This window comes from Rhodocaloribacter sp. (genome assembly GCF_056451265.1).
Window position 1 is genome coordinate 1 of record NZ_JBWOPL010000056.1, and the last position, 18,067, is coordinate 18,067.

The 18,067-nt window shown below is 65.5% G+C and carries 12 protein-coding genes; 11 read left to right on the forward strand and 1 reads right to left on the reverse strand.

Going from position 1 to position 18,067, the window contains the following annotated elements; all coding sequences use genetic code 11:
- The 10 genes from AC1HIY_RS10710 to fmt all read left to right on the forward strand — a co-directional run.
- Positions 1–858: T9SS type A sorting domain-containing protein (locus tag AC1HIY_RS10710; protein ID WP_479576728.1), on the forward strand; the 858-nt coding region annotated here is incomplete at its 5' end.
- Positions 859–1,214: 356 nt separating this feature from the next.
- Positions 1,215–4,235, forward strand: coding sequence for an alpha-amylase family glycosyl hydrolase (locus tag AC1HIY_RS10715; RefSeq protein WP_479576729.1), 3,021 nt, complete (start codon positions 1,215–1,217; stop codon positions 4,233–4,235).
- Between the two features lie 50 nt (positions 4,236–4,285).
- Positions 4,286–6,187, forward strand: coding sequence for a glycoside hydrolase family 13 protein (locus tag AC1HIY_RS10720; protein WP_479576730.1), 1,902 nt, complete (start codon positions 4,286–4,288; stop codon positions 6,185–6,187).
- An 83-nt stretch (positions 6,188–6,270) separates the two neighbouring features.
- Positions 6,271–7,692, forward strand: a complete 1,422-nt coding sequence (locus AC1HIY_RS10725; protein ID WP_479576731.1) for an MFS transporter — start codon at positions 6,271–6,273, stop codon at positions 7,690–7,692.
- Between the two features lie 75 nt (positions 7,693–7,767).
- On the forward strand, positions 7,768–9,297 hold the full coding sequence (locus AC1HIY_RS10730) for an alpha-amylase (RefSeq protein ID WP_479576732.1): 1,530 nt from the start codon (positions 7,768–7,770) through the stop codon (positions 9,295–9,297).
- 120 nt (positions 9,298–9,417) lie between these two features.
- Positions 9,418–10,068 carry a CDP-alcohol phosphatidyltransferase family protein gene (locus AC1HIY_RS10735; RefSeq protein ID WP_479576733.1) on the forward strand — a complete coding sequence of 217 codons (651 nt, stop codon included), beginning with the start codon at positions 9,418–9,420 and terminating at the stop codon, positions 10,066–10,068.
- A gap of 123 nt (positions 10,069–10,191) precedes the next feature.
- Positions 10,192–11,394, forward strand: coding sequence for an aspartate/ornithine carbamoyltransferase family protein (locus AC1HIY_RS10740; protein ID WP_479576734.1), 1,203 nt, complete (start codon positions 10,192–10,194; stop codon positions 11,392–11,394).
- 45 nt (positions 11,395–11,439) lie between these two features.
- The gene (ftsY, locus tag AC1HIY_RS10745) at positions 11,440–12,402 is read left to right on the forward strand and encodes a signal recognition particle-docking protein FtsY (protein WP_479576735.1); all 963 of its coding nucleotides are present in this window, start codon (positions 11,440–11,442) and stop codon (positions 12,400–12,402) included.
- A gap of 201 nt (positions 12,403–12,603) precedes the next feature.
- The gene (locus AC1HIY_RS10750; RefSeq protein ID WP_479576736.1) at positions 12,604–13,965 is read left to right on the forward strand and encodes a GWxTD domain-containing protein; all 1,362 of its coding nucleotides are present in this window, start codon (positions 12,604–12,606) and stop codon (positions 13,963–13,965) included.
- A 156-nt stretch (positions 13,966–14,121) separates the two neighbouring features.
- Positions 14,122–15,042: a methionyl-tRNA formyltransferase gene (gene fmt, locus AC1HIY_RS10755; RefSeq protein ID WP_479576737.1), complete on the forward strand. Its 921-nt coding sequence runs from the start codon at positions 14,122–14,124 to the stop codon at positions 15,040–15,042.
- A gap of 82 nt (positions 15,043–15,124) precedes the next feature.
- On the opposite strand, the gene AC1HIY_RS10760 is transcribed toward fmt, so the two are convergent.
- Positions 15,125–16,513 (reverse strand): fibronectin type III domain-containing protein, encoded by a 1,389-nt coding sequence (locus tag AC1HIY_RS10760; protein WP_479576738.1) that lies wholly within the window; start codon positions 16,511–16,513, stop codon positions 15,125–15,127.
- Positions 16,514–16,991: 478 nt separating this feature from the next.
- On the opposite strand from AC1HIY_RS10760, the gene AC1HIY_RS10765 reads away from it, so the two are divergent.
- Positions 16,992–18,067 (forward strand): chromosome segregation SMC family protein (locus AC1HIY_RS10765; protein WP_479576739.1); only part of this gene is annotated, 1,076 nt, incomplete at its 3' end.

An 18,067-nucleotide genomic window follows, 5' to 3' on the forward strand; every position in this document is an offset into this window, starting at 1 on the left:
TGGGAAGAGCCCATCACCACGACCGGCTCGAACCGCGTGTTCGTCTTCGAAGGCAATCCGAACGAAGATCAGTTCCTCCCGGACCAGCGCTTCAACGACATCTTCGAGGAGAACATCATCCCCGACGGTGTGTCCATTGACGTCCATTTCTCGGTGGACATGGCCCCGGCGCTCGCCAACGACGCGCAGCCGTTCGATCCGCTGATGGGCGACTCGGTGTTCATCGATCTGGGAGACCCGATCTGGCGCTTCACGCAGGGGCTCGATCAGGTCGACCGTCGCACGCTGCTCACCGATCCCGACGACGACGGCGTCTATACCGGCGTTCTGACCATCTTCGGGCCGACGTACAGCGGCATCCAGTATCAGTACACGTATGGGCAGAACGGAACGTTCTTCACCGAGCCGGGACAGGGGCTGGGCTCCGAGCCGGGCCGCCGTCGCACGCGCTTCATCGTGCCGAACGACGACGGCACCTGGCCGAGCGACTGGGTCTTCCCGGACGAGACCTTCGAGCCGGAGCAGACGCAGCTTCCGTTCGAGCCGAACCCGGCCATCGTGACGGGCATCGAGACCGTCGAAGGGGAGACGCCCACGCAGATACGCCTGGAGCAAAACTTCCCGAACCCGTTCAACCCGTCCACGACGTTCGAGTACAGCCTCGACCGGCGGCTGGACGTGAAGGTGCGGGTCTATGACGTGCTCGGCCGCGTGGTGGCCACGCTCGTCGACGGCGTGCAGCCGGCGGCAACCTACCGCGTCACGTTCGACGCCGGAAACCTTGCCAGCGGGCTTTACATCTACCGCCTCGAAACGCCGAACCAGGTCATCACCCGCCGCATGGTGTTGATCAAATAGGCCATCGTGCACGGGAGACGGACGCGACCGGGGCCGGCGGCATCCAAGCGGTGCGGTCGGCCCCGGATTGTGTTCGGCGAAGCCTCCGCGCGCGCTCCGTGCGGGATGTATGGGAGACGCGGGGGCATGGCGGCGTCCCTCCCGCGATGCTCCTTCCCGCGTGTCGCAGGGCGCTCCTCGCCCGGGGCCAATGCCCCACTCCCCCTCGTCTTTTTTGAGAGAAAACGTGCTTTCGAACCGAACGCCTCGAAAAAAACGGAACCTCCCCTTTGCAAGGAGAGGATTTCTAATGCTTTCGCGAACGCCGTGAGTCCCATGACGGCGAGCCGAAAGGCGAGCCCTTGACCCCAACATTTATGATGCCGCGCGCACCTTTTCGATGGTTCCTCTGGTTGCTTTTTCTGTGCTTCGCCGGTGAGGCGGGGGCGCAGACGCTCGACGTGACGTTCCGCTATCTCGAGAGCGAAGCCTCGGCGGTGCGGGCGTTCCTCCCCGGCTCGTTCAACGGGTGGGGGCAGCCCTATGCCCCCGGCACCGCCTCGTGCATCATGGCCGGGGACGAGTCGGAGATGACCTTCGAAGCCGACGGCGGGTACTGGCGGCACACCGTCGCGCTGAGCGTCGGGCAGACGGTGCAGTACAAGATTCAGGTGCATTTCAACAGCGCGGGGACGGAGTGCCAGTGGCTCACGGACCCGCTCAACCCGGTCTCGGTCGGCGCGAACAACGACTCGGAAATCACCGTCGCCGATCCGATGCTTTTTCAGCCCGCCGGCGAGCTTTCCGGGGACGGCTTCGTGAAGGCTTTCTCCGCCGGGCTCTTCGGCACGGAGACCTTCACCCAGATCACCTTCTCCGTCAACGGCGTCGAACGCACGGACGGGCTCGATTTTTACGACCCCGCGACGGGCGTCTTCCGCTTCCCGCTCGAGAGCGAGGTCCGCGCCGGGTCGCAGTTTTCGATCACCGCGCTTGACGCCGGCGGGCGGAGCGTCTCGGCGGAGATCGGCGAGCTCTTCGCTCCCATCGCGTGGGAGACGGCGGACTTCACGACGGTGCGCGAGTCGTTCCCCGTGCGCGCCTTCCTCACCCGCTTCGACGGCACGGTCGACCCCGCGCTGACCGAGGCTACGCTTTTCGTCAACGACGTCGCGCGCGGTCTCGTGAGCGTCGCCGACGGGGTGATGGAGACGGAAGTGGCGCTCGAGCTCGGCGAGAACGCCTTGCGGCTCGAAGCCGTCATCGAGGGGCAGCCGGTGGCCTCCGGGACGCTCGTGCTCACGCGGCGGCTCCACCCGCTCGAACGCATCTTCGCCGAGGCGAGCGTGACGGGCGCCGACCGCGCCTTCACCGTCACGCTGACGCCGACGGACCTCGCGCCGAACCTTTCGACCGTGTGGAGCTTCGACGAGGCGAACAGCACGACGGGCGTCGATGGCCTGACGATGGGCGACCTGACGGCCTCCGGCACGGCCGCCGGGCCGGGCGAGCTGTACTTCGACGTGACCCTCACCCGCGACGACGGCGAGGAGGATTTCCTCCGCGTGGCCGTCCTCATCGACGCCGACGGCGCCGCGCGCGCGATGCGGTACGAGGAGAACGCCGCCTGGGTCAAAAACGCCGTCGTCTATGAAATCTTTCCGCTCACCTTCGGCCCCGAAGGCTCCGGGACGGTCTCGAACCCCGGCCACAAATTCGACGACATCCGCGAGGAGCTCGACTACATCGCCGCGATGGGGTTCAACGCCATCTGGCTCATGCCCATCATGGACAATCAGTTCATGGATCAGCTTTCCGGCGGATACAACATCGTCGATTTCTTCAACGTCGATCCGAAGCTCGGCACGAACGACGACTTCCGCGCGCTCGTCGAGCGGGCGCACGAACTCGGCCTCAAGATCCTCCTCGACCTCACGCCGAACCACGTCTCGCCCGCGCATCCGTGGGTGGAGAGCCTCCGGGAGGGCGGCGTGTTCTCGGACTTCATTCAGACCACGCCGAGCAACCACGACCGGGGCCTCGACAACCGCGGGGCGAACCTGCCGGAGATCTGGCAGGTGGAGGGCGGCGTCAACCTTTATCGCAAATACGACGGCTTCGGCGACCTGGCCAACCTCAACTGGGACGACGACGACCTGCAGGCGGCGATGCTCGACGTGATCGCCTTCTGGGTGCGCGAGTTCGACATCGACGGGTGGCGCTTCGACGTCTACTGGGGGCCGTGGCGGCGGTACGGTCCGGAGCGCTTCGGGCGGCCCATCCGCGAGCGCATGAAACGCCTCAAGCCCGACGCCTGGCTCCTGGGCGAGATCGCCGGGACGGGCGCGAGCACCGAGGTCTATTATGCCGACGACGACAACGGCAGCCCCGTCGTCGGAGGCCTCGACGCGGCGTATGACTGGAACTTCTACTTCGGCGGCATCCGGGGCGCGTACGGCTCGATCTCGAACTATGACGCGCAGGCGCACAACGGCGACTTCTGGCCCGGTCCGAACGCCCGGTATTTCCGTTTCCTCGAAAACCATGATGAGACGCGCATCGCCAAGGTGCAGGCCGCCATCCCGGACCGCATCCTCCCGCTCACCGGCTTCCTCCTGACGACGACGGGCGTGCCGATGGTCTATCACGGGCAGGAGGTCGGCTTCGGCGACGTGCCGGGGGACGAGCGGCGCGTGCCCGTGCAGTGGGAGACGCCGGAAAACGGCCGCTTCGCCCGCGCCTATCAGCGCCTCATCCACGCCCGGCGGCAGTTCGAAGCCTTCGGCACGCAGGAGCTCATCACCATCCACACCATCAAGAGCGTCTACGGCTACGTGCGCCCGCTCGAAGACGCGAACGCCGTGGTGGCGATCAACTTTTCGAGCGCGCCGCAGACCGTGACGCTCAACCCGAGCGCGGCCGTGCGGATGTCGACCGACGGGCCGACGCCGTATTATGACATCTTCGCCGACACGATGGCGACGACCACCGGGACGTTTACCACCACGATCCCGCCGTACGAGACCGTGGTGTACATCACCTCGGACGCTCCCGGCTTCACCGTGCCCGAGCTGCCCGAGCTGCCCTTCGGAGCGGTGTACGTGGGCGTCGAAACGGGCGGAGCGGAGACGCCGTTCGCCTTCCGCCTCGAACCGAACTACCCGAACCCCTTCAACCCCGTGACGACGATCCGGTATGCCGTGCCCGAGGCCGGTCCGGTGCGCCTCGACGTGTTCGACCTCCTCGGGCGACGCGTGGCCGTGCTCGTGGACGGCTTCCGCGCCGCCGGGCCGCATACCGCCGTGTTCGACGGCGCGCGTCTGCCGAGCGGGACGTATCTTTATCGCCTCCGGGCCGCGGGCCGGGTGGAGACGAGGACGATGGTGCTCGTGAAATGAGGGGGCGTTTGGCTGTTTGAGCGCGCCGACGAATCAACGAAATACGAACTATGAAACGCCTCCCCATCGTCTTTGCCCTCGTTTGCGCCTCGGGCGCTTTCTTTGCCGGATGCGGCGCGCCGCATCCGGGGCCGCCGCCTGCCGTCTCCGACGCCGTGCCCGCGTGGGCCGCCGACGCGGTGTGGTATCAGATCTTCCCCGAACGCTTCGCCAACGGCGATCCGGCGAACGACCCGGTGCGCGCCTCCATCGAGTTTCCCGAGCGCGCGCCGGAGAGCTGGCGCGTGATGCGATGGACGGCCGACTGGTACGCCCGCGCGCCGTGGGAAAAGCAGATGAGCGATCACTTTTACGACACCGTCTTCCACCGGCGCTACGGCGGCGACCTGCAGGGCGTGCTCGACCGCCTCGACTACCTCCGCGACCTCGGCGTGACGGCCCTCTATTTCAACCCGGTCTTCTGGGCGCGCTCGCTCCACAAGTACGACGGCAATACGTATCATCACATCGACCCGTACTTCGGCCCCGACCCGGCGGGGGATCTGGCCCTCATCGCCACCGAGACGAACGATCCCGCCACCTGGCGCTGGACCGCCGCCGACAGCCTCTTCCTCCGTCTCGTCTCCGAGGCCCATGCCCGGGGGCTCCGCCTCATCATCGACGGCGTCTTCAACCACACCGGGCGCGACTTCTTCGCCTTCGCCGACCTCCGCAAAAATCAGCAAAACTCGCCGTATCGGGACTGGTACATCGTCAAAGCCTTTGACGACCCGGCCACGCCCGAGGACGAATTCGACTATGAGGGATGGTGGGGGGTGAAGACGTTGCCCGTCTTCGCCGACAATGCCGACGGCACGGACCTCGCCCCCGGTCCGAAGAAGTACATCTTCGACGCCACGGCCCGGTGGATGGACCCGAACGGCGACGGCGACCCGTCCGACGGCATCGACGGGTGGCGGCTCGACGTGGCGAACGAGGTGCCGGTGGGCTTCTGGGCGGACTGGAACGCGCACGTCCGGCGGCTCAACGCGGCGGCGTACACGGTGAGCGAAGTGTGGGAGGAGGCGAGCACGTTCCTCGACGCGGGCGGCTTCTCGGCCACGATGAACTATCACGGCTTCGCCTTCCCCGTGAAAGGGTTTCTCATCGACGGGACGCTGCCCGCCTCGGACTTCGCCCGCATGCTCGACGTGCGCCGGGAAGCCTTCGACTCCGCCCGCCGCTACGCCGCGCAAAACCTCATCGACTCGCACGACACCGAGCGCCTGCCCTCGATGATCGTCAACGCCGGGCGGTATGAGGCGTATGCCGCGCCCGAGAAGTTCGACTATGACGTGGGCGAACGGGCCTCGCCGCGCGGCGACCCCGGCTACCTCGTGCGGAAGCCGAACGCTCGCGAACGCGACCTTCAGCGGCTCGTGGCGCTCTTTCAGATGACGTACGTCGGCGCGCCGATGGTGTATTACGGCGACGAGGCGGGCATGTGGGGCGCGGACGACCCCGACGACCGCATGCCGATGGTCTGGCCGGATCTGACGTACGACCCGCAGGCCGCCGACCCGCTCGGACGCCCGCGCACGCCGGACCCGGTTGTTTTCGACGAACGTTTGTTCGACTATTACCGCGCCATCATTCACCTGCGGCGGTCGCACCCCTCGCTTCGGCGCGGCGACTTCCGCACGCTCGCCGCCGACGATGCGGCGCAGATGCTGGCCTTTGCGCGGTCGCACGAGGACGAGATGCTCGTGGTGGTGCTCAACCGAAGCGACGACGCGGGGACGATCGAGGCGCCGTATGCGACGCTCAGGCTCGGGGCGGGGGAGGGCCTCGCGCCCATCTTTGCCACCACCGGCCCCCCCGGCAAGGTGAGCCTCACCCGCGACGGCGGGACCGTCCGCATCGAGATCCCCGCGCGCACGGGCGTCGTCTTCCACAAAACCGGCCTCGAATAGAGCGATGGGGCTCGCGTGCGTTCGCCGTCATGGAGCGCTTACCCATACACCCCGAACACCCACACACCTCAACGCCCTTGCCCATGCTTGCGATACAGAAGCGGCTCACCAACGCTTTCTATGTTCTGCTCAGCCTGCCTGCCACGGCGATGGGCTTTGCGCTTTCGGTGCAGATCTCGGCGTTGAGTTGGATCCTCAGCACCAAATACGGGCTGGCCATCGAAGACGTAGGGCTGGTATGGGCGGCAGGGCCGATTGCGGGCATCCTGGGGCAGGTCATCATAGGCGTCATCAGCGACAACGTGTGGTTCTGGGGCGGGCGACGGCGGCCCTTCATCGTGATCGGCGGCGTGCTGGCCTCGCTGATGTTGCTGGCCCTTCCGAACATCGACGTCATCTCCTCGGCCATGGGCATCGAGGGCATCCTCGGCGTGGCCATCGCCGTGGCGCTGACGCTCGATCTGGCGATCAACGTAAGCTTCAATCCTACCCGCTCGCTCATCGCCGACGTGACGCCGGAAGGGGTCAGCCGCACGAAAGGCTACACGTGGATGCAGACCATCTCCGGCTCGTTCGGCGTGATGGCCTATGCCATCGGGGCGATCTGGGACAACTACGTGCTCATCTACTCGGGCGCGGTGCTGGTTTTCCTCTTCTCCGTCGTCCCCACCCTGTTCATCGAGGAGCCGCGCACGCTTCGCAACGAGGAAGACGACACGGAAGCGGCGCGGGCGTCCTCCTTCCTCGACGTGCTCAACAGCATCCGGCCGCTGTGGGGCTTCCTGCTCTATGCCGTCTATGCGATGACGCTTCGCGTGACCGACCTCGAGGTGAGCAACCATTACTTCGAGTACTTCTGCGCGGGGCTGACGCTGGCGCTCGTCGTGGAGGCGCTGACGAAGTCGGAGGCGGACAAGACCCCGGAGGAGGCGGGAGAGATCGGGTTCAAGAAGGTGCTCGCCGCGCACTCGTTCACGTGGATCGGCGTGCAGACGATGTTCGTGTACATGTTCGCATACGTGCAGGACAAGCTGCCCTCGCTCACGGACGTCGAAATGGGGCGGGTGGTGTCGGTCAGTTTTCTGGTGCTCAACGCTGTGGGAGCGCTCTTGCCGGTGTTGTTGCTGGAGCCGCTCACGGAGCGCATCGGGCGGGTGAAGACGCACGCGCTCGCGCTCGGGTTGATGGCGCTCGGCTATGCGGGCTTCGCCTTCATCCACGTGACGCCGTTCATGATCTACGTGCTCATGGCCGTCATCGGCATCGGCTGGGCGGCGACGGTCAGCCTGCCCTTCGCCATCATGTCGCAGAAGGTGGATCAGGCGAAGATGGGGCTGTACATGGGGCTGTTCAACCTGTCGGTGGTGCTGCCGCAGCTCGTGGCGAGCCTGGGCGTGGGCGAGGCCGTGGGACAGGCTGAAGACAAGGGACTCATCTTCGCCATCTGTGCTGCCACGCTGGCGGTCTCGGCCGCGGCGTGGTTGCTCGTGCGCGACCACGACTGAACGAAGATGCGTGGCCGCGTTGGAACGCCGGGGCGTTGAAACGTTTGAACCTGCTCACTTTTTCGTATAAACGCCATGCGCTTACGCTCCTCTTCGGCAACGTTGCTTGCTCTTGTCCTGATCTTTGGGATCGGCTGTGATCCCGGCGCGCCGGGCACGGGGCCGGGTTCGGCCTCGACGCTCGCCGCGCCTCCGACGGTCGTCGACGCCGACGGGGTGATCGTGCAGCTCTTCGAGTGGACGTGGCCCGACGTGGCGGCCGAGTGCGAGACGTTCCTCGGCCCGAAAGGCTACCGGGCCGTGCAGGTGTCGCCGCCCACGGAGAACGCCGTCGTCGAGGATCCGCCGCGTCCGTGGTGGGAGCGCTATCAGCCCGTCAGCTATCGCTTCGAGAACCGCAGCGGCGACCGCGCCGCCTTCGCAGACATGACGGCGCGATGCCGGGCCGCCGGCGTCGACGTCTACGTGGACGCCATCCTCAACCACATGACGGGCGTCTACAGCGGGCGCGGCACCGCCGGCTCCACGTTCTCCGAATACCACTATCCCGGCCTGTATGACTACGACGACTTCCACCACTGCGGGCTGACGGAGAACGACGACATCCGGGATTTCAACGATCCGGCGCAGGTGCGCCTGTGCGAGCTGGTCAACCTGGCCGATCTGGCCACCGAGAAGGAGCAGGTGCGCGCCCGGCTGGCGGCCTATCTGAACGACCTCATCCGTCTGGGCGTCTCCGGCATCCGCATCGATGCGGCCAAGCACATCGCCCCCGAAGACATCCGCGCCATCCTCGACCGCCTCGACGGGCCGCTGTACGTGTATCAGGAGGTGGTCGACGATGCGGATACGCTGCGATGGGCGCCGCCCTATTTTCCCCTCGGCGACGTGACCGAGTTTCGGTACGGCCAACGGGTGGGCGAGCTTTTCCGCTCCGGTCGCCTCGACCGGCTCTTCGGCCCGCAGTCGATCTGGGCGGAGGGCGTCTTCGTGCCGGACGCCGAGGCGCTCGTCTTCATCGACAACCATGACACGCAGCGACACGGCGGCGCGCACGTCGTCACGCACAGAGACGGCCCGCTCTACGATCTGGCCGTGGCTTTCATGCTGGCGTATCCGTACGGGCGTCCGCGCGTGATGTCGAGCTATGCTTTCACGGACGAGGCGCAGGGGCCGCCCGCCGATGCGGACTTCAACATTCTGCGGGTGCATCGCCCGGACGGCACGGTGGATTGCGGCGGCGCGCGGTGGCAGTGCGAGCACCGGCGCGCGGCCGTCGCCGGGATGGTGGGCTTCTACGAGGCTGCGGCTCCGGTCCGCTCCGTCGACCACGTGTGGACGGGCGCGCCCGGGCAGATCGCCTTCGGGCGCGGCGGGCGCGGCTTCTTCGCGCTCAACCGGAGCGAGACGGCGCTCGAAACCACGCTGGCCACGGGCATGGCGCCGGGCGTCTATTGCGACGTGATCGCGGGCGAGCGCCGCGCGGACGGCAGAGGCTGCACCGGCCCGACGGTGACCGTGCGCCCGGACGGAACCGCGACGCTCGCGCTGCCGCCCGGGACGGCCCTCGCCTTCCACGTCGGCGCGAAGGGAGACGCCCGGTGACGGTCTGCGTCGCCGGCCGCGCTGTGAAGAAGCTATCGAGACGATAAACCAATGCGGCGCTGGTGCGTATCTTGCCTGCGCCCGTGATTATTCGTTAGTTGAGGCTTAAAAAGAAGCGCAATGCCCGAGAAAAGCGCGAAGGAGAAGGGAAGCTGGCCTGACCTGGGGCGGTTCTGGACCGTTCCCAACATGATGAGTCTGTTCCGCCTGGTGCTGGCGCTGCCGATCGCGTACCTGGTGCTGATCGACGGGTCGCTCCTGTGGATCTTTGCCCTGTTTTTGCTGGCGGTGACCACCGACTATTTCGATGGGCGTGTGGCGCGCTGGTCGCACACGGTGTCCGACTGGGGCAAGGTGCTCGATCCGCTGGCCGACAAGATCGGCGGGGGGCTGGTGATCCTGGCGCTGGCGCTCCGGGGCAGCCTGCCCGCGTGGTTTGTGGCGCTGGTGCTCGTGCGCGACGCGCTGATCGTGCTCGGCGGCATCATGCTGGGCCGAAAGACCGGCTTCGTGGTCATGAGCATGTGGTGGGGCAAGATCGCCGTCACGGCGGTGGCGGTCACGGCGCTGGCGGCCCTGCTCCACGCCGACCCGCCCGTTCTGCGGTTCTGCATCTGGACGGCGACGACCCTGCTCGTCTACTCCTTCCTGCGCTACGTCGTGCACTACGTACGCCTGCGCCGCGCCCCGAAGCCTCAACTCGATCTGTACGCCGCGGCGGGCCGGGCCGCCGAAGCGCGGCGCGAAGAAGAAGTGGACCCGGTCGGTTAGCCGTGGAACGATCGGAGCGTCCTTTGTCATAAACTCGAACGTCCCTGCGAGACAGGCACGGCCCACCGACGCCATCGGAGCGCCTCTCCCTGCCGTCTTTCAAGCACCCAAATGCGAAGCGCGATGCCCTTTCACGAATTCGAATCCCGCCTGAACCGGCCCGTCATGATGAAGATACCGGAGTTCGAGCGGAACGAGCGGCTCAAGCACGTCATCTTGTCCGAACAGTTTGACCGCGGCCTGCTCGATCACCTCGGCCGGATCGCGACGATGATCAAGGAGATCGCCCGGACCAAGGAAGGACACCGGTTCCTGTCCGGCCTGCTGCCTCACAAAGGAGCGATGCTCTACTTCACGCAGGCTTCCACCCGCACGTTTCTCTCGTTCATGCGGGCGTGTCAACTGCTCGGCCTCAAGGTCGCCGAGATCCGAGACCCGAGCCTCTCGTCCGAATACAAGGGCGAGTCGCCGCTCGACTCGGTGCGGATGTTCAGCAGCTACTTCGACCTGCTCATCATGCGGAGCAAGATTCCCAGCCTGGCCGAGTGCTGCGCCTATCTGATGAACGACCTCGACACCTTCAACCAGCGCAGCGTGCCCGTCATCAACGGCGGCGCGGGGGCCGATGAGCATCCCACGCAGGCCCTCCTCGACATCTACACCATCCAGCGTGTCTTCGAGTTCAAGTCGAAGCGCGACTCCTCCGTCTGGAACCGTTTCGACGACCTCCGGAAGAAATACCCGGATCTCAACGAAAAGGGGCGCGGGCCGGACCGCAAGGTGTACGGCTTTTGCGGGGACATCGGGCGAGGCCGCACGGTGCGTTCCCTGGCCAAGTTGCTTACCCGCTACGAAGACGTGACGATGTACTTCATCGCGCCCGATCATCCCACGCTCAAACCCTCGCCGGAATTTCTGGACATGCTCAAGAGCCGGGGCGTGAGGGTCTTCGAAAGCAACGACCTCGCCGAGGTCATCGGAACGCTCGACCTGCTCTACATGACGCGCATCCAGAGCGAGCACAACTCGCCCGAGGAAGCGGCCTTCTTCGAGACGCTGGACTACTCGAAGTTTCAACTGAGCGAAGGGCTGCTCCGGCGGATGAAGGAATATGCCGCCATCATGCATCCCTTCCCGCGCAACGAGGAGATCCCTCCGGAGATCGACCAGGATCCCCGCGCCATGTACTTCCGGCAGGCGCGCAACGGCATGTGGGTCCGCGCCGCGCTCATCGCCTACCTCTTCGACATGGACGGCCGCATCGCCAGCCATCACGCGAACACCTTCTCCAGCTATCACGACTATAACGAAGGCGTGCTTCACTGAGAACGCGTGCGTTCTCCGAACCGACAACCCCCAAAGCGAAAATACATGGGCATTTTCGACCGGCTCAAGAAAGAGACGACGGTGGAAGAGCAGGGCCGGCTGGAGGCCGGTCTCGAAAAGACGCGGACGAGCTTCTTCGGCAAGCTCAATCGCCTCGTGCGCGGCAAGGACACGGTCGACGACGAGGTGCTCGACGAACTCGAGGAGGCGCTCGTCACCAGCGACGTGGGCGTCAAGACGACGCTCGACATCATCGACGCCGTGCAGGCGCGCGTGCAACGGGACAAGTACGTCTCGACGAGCGAACTCAACGCCATCATTCGAGACGAGGTGGCGCGCCTGATGCTGGCCCACGCCCCCGACCGTCCCGCCGACTTCGAAGCGCCGTTGCCGCACAAACCGTACGTCATCATGGTCGTCGGCGTCAACGGCGTCGGCAAGACGACGACCATCGGCAAGATCGCGCATCGGTACCGGCAGGCGGGCAAGAAGGTGCTCCTCGGCGCCGCCGACACGTTCCGGGCCGCCGCCACCGAACAACTCGACATCTGGGCCGAGCGCGCCGGGGTGGAGATCATCAAGCAGGGGCACGGCGCCGATCCTGCCGCCGTCGCCTTCGACACGCTGGCCGCCGCCCGGAGCCGCGACGTCGACGTCGTGCTCATCGACACGGCGGGCCGCCTCCACACGAAGGGCGGGCTGATGGACGAACTCGCGAAGATCAAACGCGTGATGAGCCGGCAGGTCGAAGGCGCGCCGCACGAGGTGCTGCTCGTGCTCGACGCCTCCACCGGGCAAAACGCCATCCGACAGGCGGAAGAGTTCACCAACAGCGTCGAAGTGACCGGACTCGTGCTCACCAAACTCGACGGCACGGCCAAGGGGGGCATCGTGATTGGCATTTCCAACGAGTTCCAGATTCCCGTAAAATATATAGGCGTCGGCGAGCGGATCGACGACCTGCAGGTGTTCGACCGAAAACGCTTCGTCGATGCCCTGTTTCAATGAGAAATCAGGCGGACCGGTCGTGAGGACCCGTTCGGAAAGCGTGTGATACCATTCACGGAGATAAATCAACCATCGGCTGTGGTTGCCCGGAACGAGGCACGCATCTGACCGATATTAACGTTCGGAATCCGCCCTAATTTATCTGCTCGATCCTATTTATCTGCTCGATGCGGGTTGTCGTCTATTCGATGAGAAGGCTGTATGGCACAGGGTTACAGTGAAAAGAGAAGCCGGTGGGGCGCGTGTGTGCTGTTGGCGCTGGGAATGATGCTGGCGTGGACGCCGGACCTCCGGGCGCAGGAAGCCGTGCCGGAGTTCGACGTCGATTACCTCTGCAAGCGCGACGCGGCCATTACGCACGAGACGCAGGTCGAGATCTACACCCGCATCCCGTACCCGCGTCTGTCCTTCATCAGCACTCCGAGCGGGTTTACGGCGCGCTACGAGGTGTCGGCGGAGGTGAGCGAGATCGACGCGAAAGCGCGCAAGAGCAACGTGGTGCTGACGCGCCTGTGGGACGGCAAGGTGGTCGCTCCCACCTATTCCGCAACGCAGGAAGAGGAGTTCGTCGACTTCACGATGCAGACGGTGAGCCTGTCGCCGGGGCGCTACGTGCTCGACGTGCAGATCGAGGACAAGCAGTCCAACCAGGTCTTCGTCCGTGAACTGCCGCTCATCGTGCGCGACCTGAACAAGCCGGTCGCCGTGAGCGACGTGAGCCTGCTCGACTCCTACGACGCGGATCGATACGAGATCAAGCCGCTGGTCAGCAACCGGATCGGCACCAACGATCTGCAGGTCAAGATCTTTTACGAGGTCTATGCCGAACAGAGCCTGCCCGTGACCATCTCGCATCAGGTCATCCGTCGAGAAAAAGACGGCGGGGTGTCGGCGTTGCAACAGGTCTTCGAGACCGCCGGAGACGACGGACCGAGCGAGGTGGTCTACGAAAAGGTCGATTCGTCGCCGCTGGAGGGACGCACCAATCAGTTCATCGTGGACCTTCCGCTCGAAGACGGCAAGGCGGGGGTCTACGAAGTGCTCGTGCGCGTCGAGGACGCCGAAGGAAACGTGCTCGACACGGCCTCCAAGACGTTCACCGCGCAATGGACCGGATTGTACGAGCACCTCACGAACATCGACGAGGCCATCGATCAACTGGCCTACATCGCCAAGAAAAAGGAGGTGAAGTACATTCGTGAGGGCAAGACGGAGGGCGAGCGCTACCGCCGGTTCATGGCGTTCTGGAAAAAGCGCGACCCCACGCCCGGCACCAAGCGCAATGAGCGGATGGAGGAGTATTATTACCGCGTCGCATACGCCAATGAGCGGTATACCCGCACCTCGAGGGACAAAGGCTGGCAGACGGACCGGGGCTTCGTGATGGTGCGCTTCGGTGAGCCGGACGACGTCGAGCGGCATCCCTTCAGCTTCAACGCCAAACCGTACGAGGTCTGGTATTACTGGCGCATCGGCCGCCGCTTCATCTTCATCGACGAGACCGGGCTGGGCGACTACCGGCTGCTGGTGCCCATCTACGACGAACGCACCCGCATCCACTGACGCCCGAACCGCCGGCTCTTTTTGGGGGGACGCTTCCGCACGAGGCGTCCCTTTCTTTTGGCGCGCGCTCAACCGTGCGGAGCGCGGCTTGCGCTTCGGAGCGCCAATGGAGAACTTGCAGCGGAACGGACGAAGCCAACCAATCGCGGAAAAGCCATGCGCATCGTGTTTATGGGAACGCCGGAGTTTGCCGTGCCGTCGCTGGAGCGGCTGGCGGCGCACGGATACAAGCCGGTGGCCGTCGTCACCGGGCCGGATCGCCCGCGCGGGCGGGGGCGCAAACTGACGCCGACGCCCGTGAAGGCCGCCGCCGAGCGCCTCGGCATCGAGACGATCCTTCAGCCCGAGTCGGTGAAGGATCCCGCCTTCGCCGAGGCCGTCGCCGCGCTGAAGCCGGACCTCATCGTGGTGGTGGCCTTTCGCATCCTGCCGCCCGCCGTCTTCACGGCGGCCCGCCTCGGCGCGTTCAACCTCCACGGCTCGCTTCTGCCGAAATACCGGGGCGCCGCCCCCATCCACCGCGCCGTCATGGCGGGAGAGACGGAGACCGGCGTGACCACGTTCTTCCTCAAGGAGAAAGTGGACACGGGCAACGTGATCCTCAGGAAACGCATGCCGATCGGCCCGGACGAGACGACGGGCGAGGTGCACGACCGCATGAAGGAACTCGGTGCGGAGGCGGTCCTCGAAACGGTGCGGCTGATCGAGGCCGGAGAGGCGCACCCCATTCCGCAGGACGACCGCCTCGCCACGCCTGCGCCGAAGATTTTCAGGGAGGACTGCCGCATCCCGTGGGAGAGGCCCGCCGCCGAGGTGCACAACCACGTGCGCGGCCTCTCGCCGCATCCCGGCGCGTGGACGATGCACGGCGAGACGGTCCTCAAGGTCTACCGCACGAAACTCGCCGCGGGCGCGGGCGAACCGGGCGTCGTCCTGCGCGCGGACGACCGCCTCGTGGTGGCCTGCGGCGAAGGCGCCGTCGAGATCGTGGCGCTTCAACGACAGGGCCACCGACGCCTCCCCGCCTCGGATTTCCTCCGGGGCTACGAACTGCGGGCGGGCGACCGGCTCGTTTGAGCGCGGGCGAACGGTGCGCACAAAAAAAGCCGCCGGACGCATGGAGACGCCCGGCGGCTTTCGTTTTTTCGGCGGGCCACCTCTACTTGAGCAGCACCATCGTGCCCGCGTCGCGGAAGGCGCCGGCCTCGATCCGGTAGACGTAGATGCCCCCCGGCAGCCCTTCGGCGCTCCAGGCGTATTCATACCGCCCGGGCGCGAGCGTCTCGCCGACGAGGTTCGTCACCATGCGCCCGAGCATGTCGTAGATCGTGAGCGAGACGAAGGCCGTCTCCGGCAGGTCGAAGCGGAGCGTCGTCGTCGGATTGAAGGGGTTGGGGTAGTTCTGATGGAGCGCGAACGCCCGCGGGAGTTCCGCGTCGAGCGCTTCGACGGCGACGCCGCTTGCCGTCGTGAAACTGCGCGTTTCCGACCACGGCCCGGCGCCGGCGTTGTTCTCGCCGCGCACACGCCAGAAATACGTCGTATTGTTGGCCAGGCCGCTGACCGTGAGGCTGGTCGCCGTCAGCCCGGTTTCGTCGGCGACGAGGCCGGTGAAGGCGTCGTCGGTGGCCACCTGCGCGTCATAGGTGTCCGCGCCGTCGGCGGCATTCCACGAGAGGGTAACCTCGGTAGGCACGTCCATCGCTCCGTCCTCCGGCGCGGTGAGCGTGACGGCGGCGGGCGGGGCTCCCGTGCCGCCCGTGCCCTCGAAGCTGTACGAGGCCGTGACGACTTCCAGGTTGGTGAGCGGGTCCGTCGTGATCGTGATGCTCGCGCCTATACCGCTCTTTGTCACGAAGTTGATCACCCGAGAGTTCGTCGTGAACGGAGTGGGCACACCGGGGATCGTGCTTTCGGTCGTGATGTCCAGCTCGTACCGGAGGGCCGCTTCGGTCCCGGCGGGCGTGATGAGCGTGCCCCATCCGTTCGCATCGCCGTCCTGTTGCTGATGGATGTTGATCGTGACGCCTTGCGCGGTCTGCGACCACGTCGTCTCGCCCGTCCACGTCACGCCGAAGGTCAGCGGGAACGGGTTTTCCAGCAGGGGCTGATCATAAAGACCGTCGAAGGTCTCTCCATTCTCGATGGCCCATATGCCGTATCCGTTGTGCTCGGTGTCGGTCACGCCGAAAAAAATGTAGTACTCTCCGCTGTCGTCCACCCCTTTGACGACGTACGTGGCGTCGGCGACGCGGGGATCGTCCGAGGCGGGAACGGTGTCGTCCGGCAGGGCGAGAAACGTTTCCGTGATCGAACTGTCGGGGTCGGCGTCATACGCGAGCGTGGTGAAGTCCCACGTCCGGTTTTCGCCCGTCAGGTCAATGAGCGCCTGGATGGCGGTTTCCTGCCCGGAAAGGGTGTGGTAGCTGGTGAACTCCACCGCCTTGCCGATCTGGGATTCAATGTCGGTGCGGGTGAAGCTGATCTGTGCCTGAACGTCGAGGTGCGTCCACGCCAGAACCGTTAAAAAAAGGATCGTAGCGCGCATGTGCATAGGCCTCTCAATAGATTATTGGGAACGGAACAGGGGCTGCGTGAATACTGCCGGCAGCGCAATAAGTTGAAGAATTCCGGAAAGGACGCTTTGGCGAGGCCGAATACTAAGACAAGCCGGGGAAACCTTACGGATTTTCGACTACGTTTCGGCCCGGTGCTTTTAGCGGCTTCCGCAGGGTTCCGTACGCAGGTTCGTGAGAGAGGTTCACTGGCCTGCGGAGGGGCAAGGACGGACCCAATAACGGTTTCGCTCGGGTGGTTCGGATGTATATATAAAGTGTAAATATTTAAAAAATAGTGTCATATATGAATAATTGCACATTGTGGATGAACGTGGAAAACATCGTTTGCAAAACGGCATTCAAGCGTTTTAATTAGAGGGGTCTCTGACGTCGGCGTTAATTGGACGCATTTTCACGGACGGGAGACGGCGTCCCCGGGGCGCTCCGCGTGATCGAAGGCTTCTATCGATGTATCTCAGCAGACTCGAACTCCACGGTTTCAAGAGCTTCGCCACGCGGACGGTGGTGGATTTTGCGCCCGGCATCACGGTGGTGGTGGGGCCGAACGGGTGCGGCAAGTCGAACATCGTCGATGCGGTGCGATGGGTGATCGGCGAACAGCGGGCGCGCATCCTTCGCTCGTCGAAGATGGAAAACGTCATCTTCAACGGCGCGGCGAAGCGGCGGCCGCTCGGAATGGCGGAAGTGCTCCTGACCATCGAGAACACGCGCGGCGTGCTCCCGACCGAGTATACCGAGGTGACGCTCGGGCGGCGGCTCTACCGCTCCGGTGAGTCGGAATATCTGCTCAACGGCGTGCCGTGCCGCCTTCGGGACATCACCGACCTCTTCATGGACACGGGCATGGGCGCCGGGGCGTATTCGGTCATCGAACTGAAGATGATCGACGACATCCTCTCGGAGAACGCGCACGACCGGCGACATCTCTTCGAGGAGGCGGCGGGCATCACGAAGTACAAGATGCGTCGGGCGCAGACGCTCCGGAAGCTCGACGGCACGCAGGTCGATCTGACGCGCCTGCGCGACCTCGTCGAGGAGCTCGAGAAGCGCGTCCGAAGCCTGAAGCGGCAGGCGGCGAAGGCGGAACGGTTCAAAGGGTATGAGACGCGGCTTCGCGCGCTGGAGCTGGCGCTGGCGCAGGCCGAATATGAGCGGCTCACCGCGCAGGCGCAGACGCTTGCGAGCGAGCGGCAGAACCTCGGCGATCGGCTGGAGGCGCACAACGCCCGTCTCGCGCAGGCCGAGGCCGACCTCGAGGCGCTTCGCACCCGGCACGTCGAGCGGGAGCAGGCGCTCTCGGCCCGGCAGACGGCGCTCAACGAGCACCTCGAAGCGGTGCGTGGGCTGGAGGCGGACCGAAGGCTGGAGGCGCAACGCCTGGAGACGCTCCGCCGCGACCTCGACCGCACCCGCCGCGAGCAGACGGAGGCCGCCGCCCGGCGTGAGGAGCTGACCCGCCTGGCCGGTCGGCTCGCCGAGGAGCTTGCCGCCGTCGTGCCCGCGCGCGACGCCGCCGGGGAAGC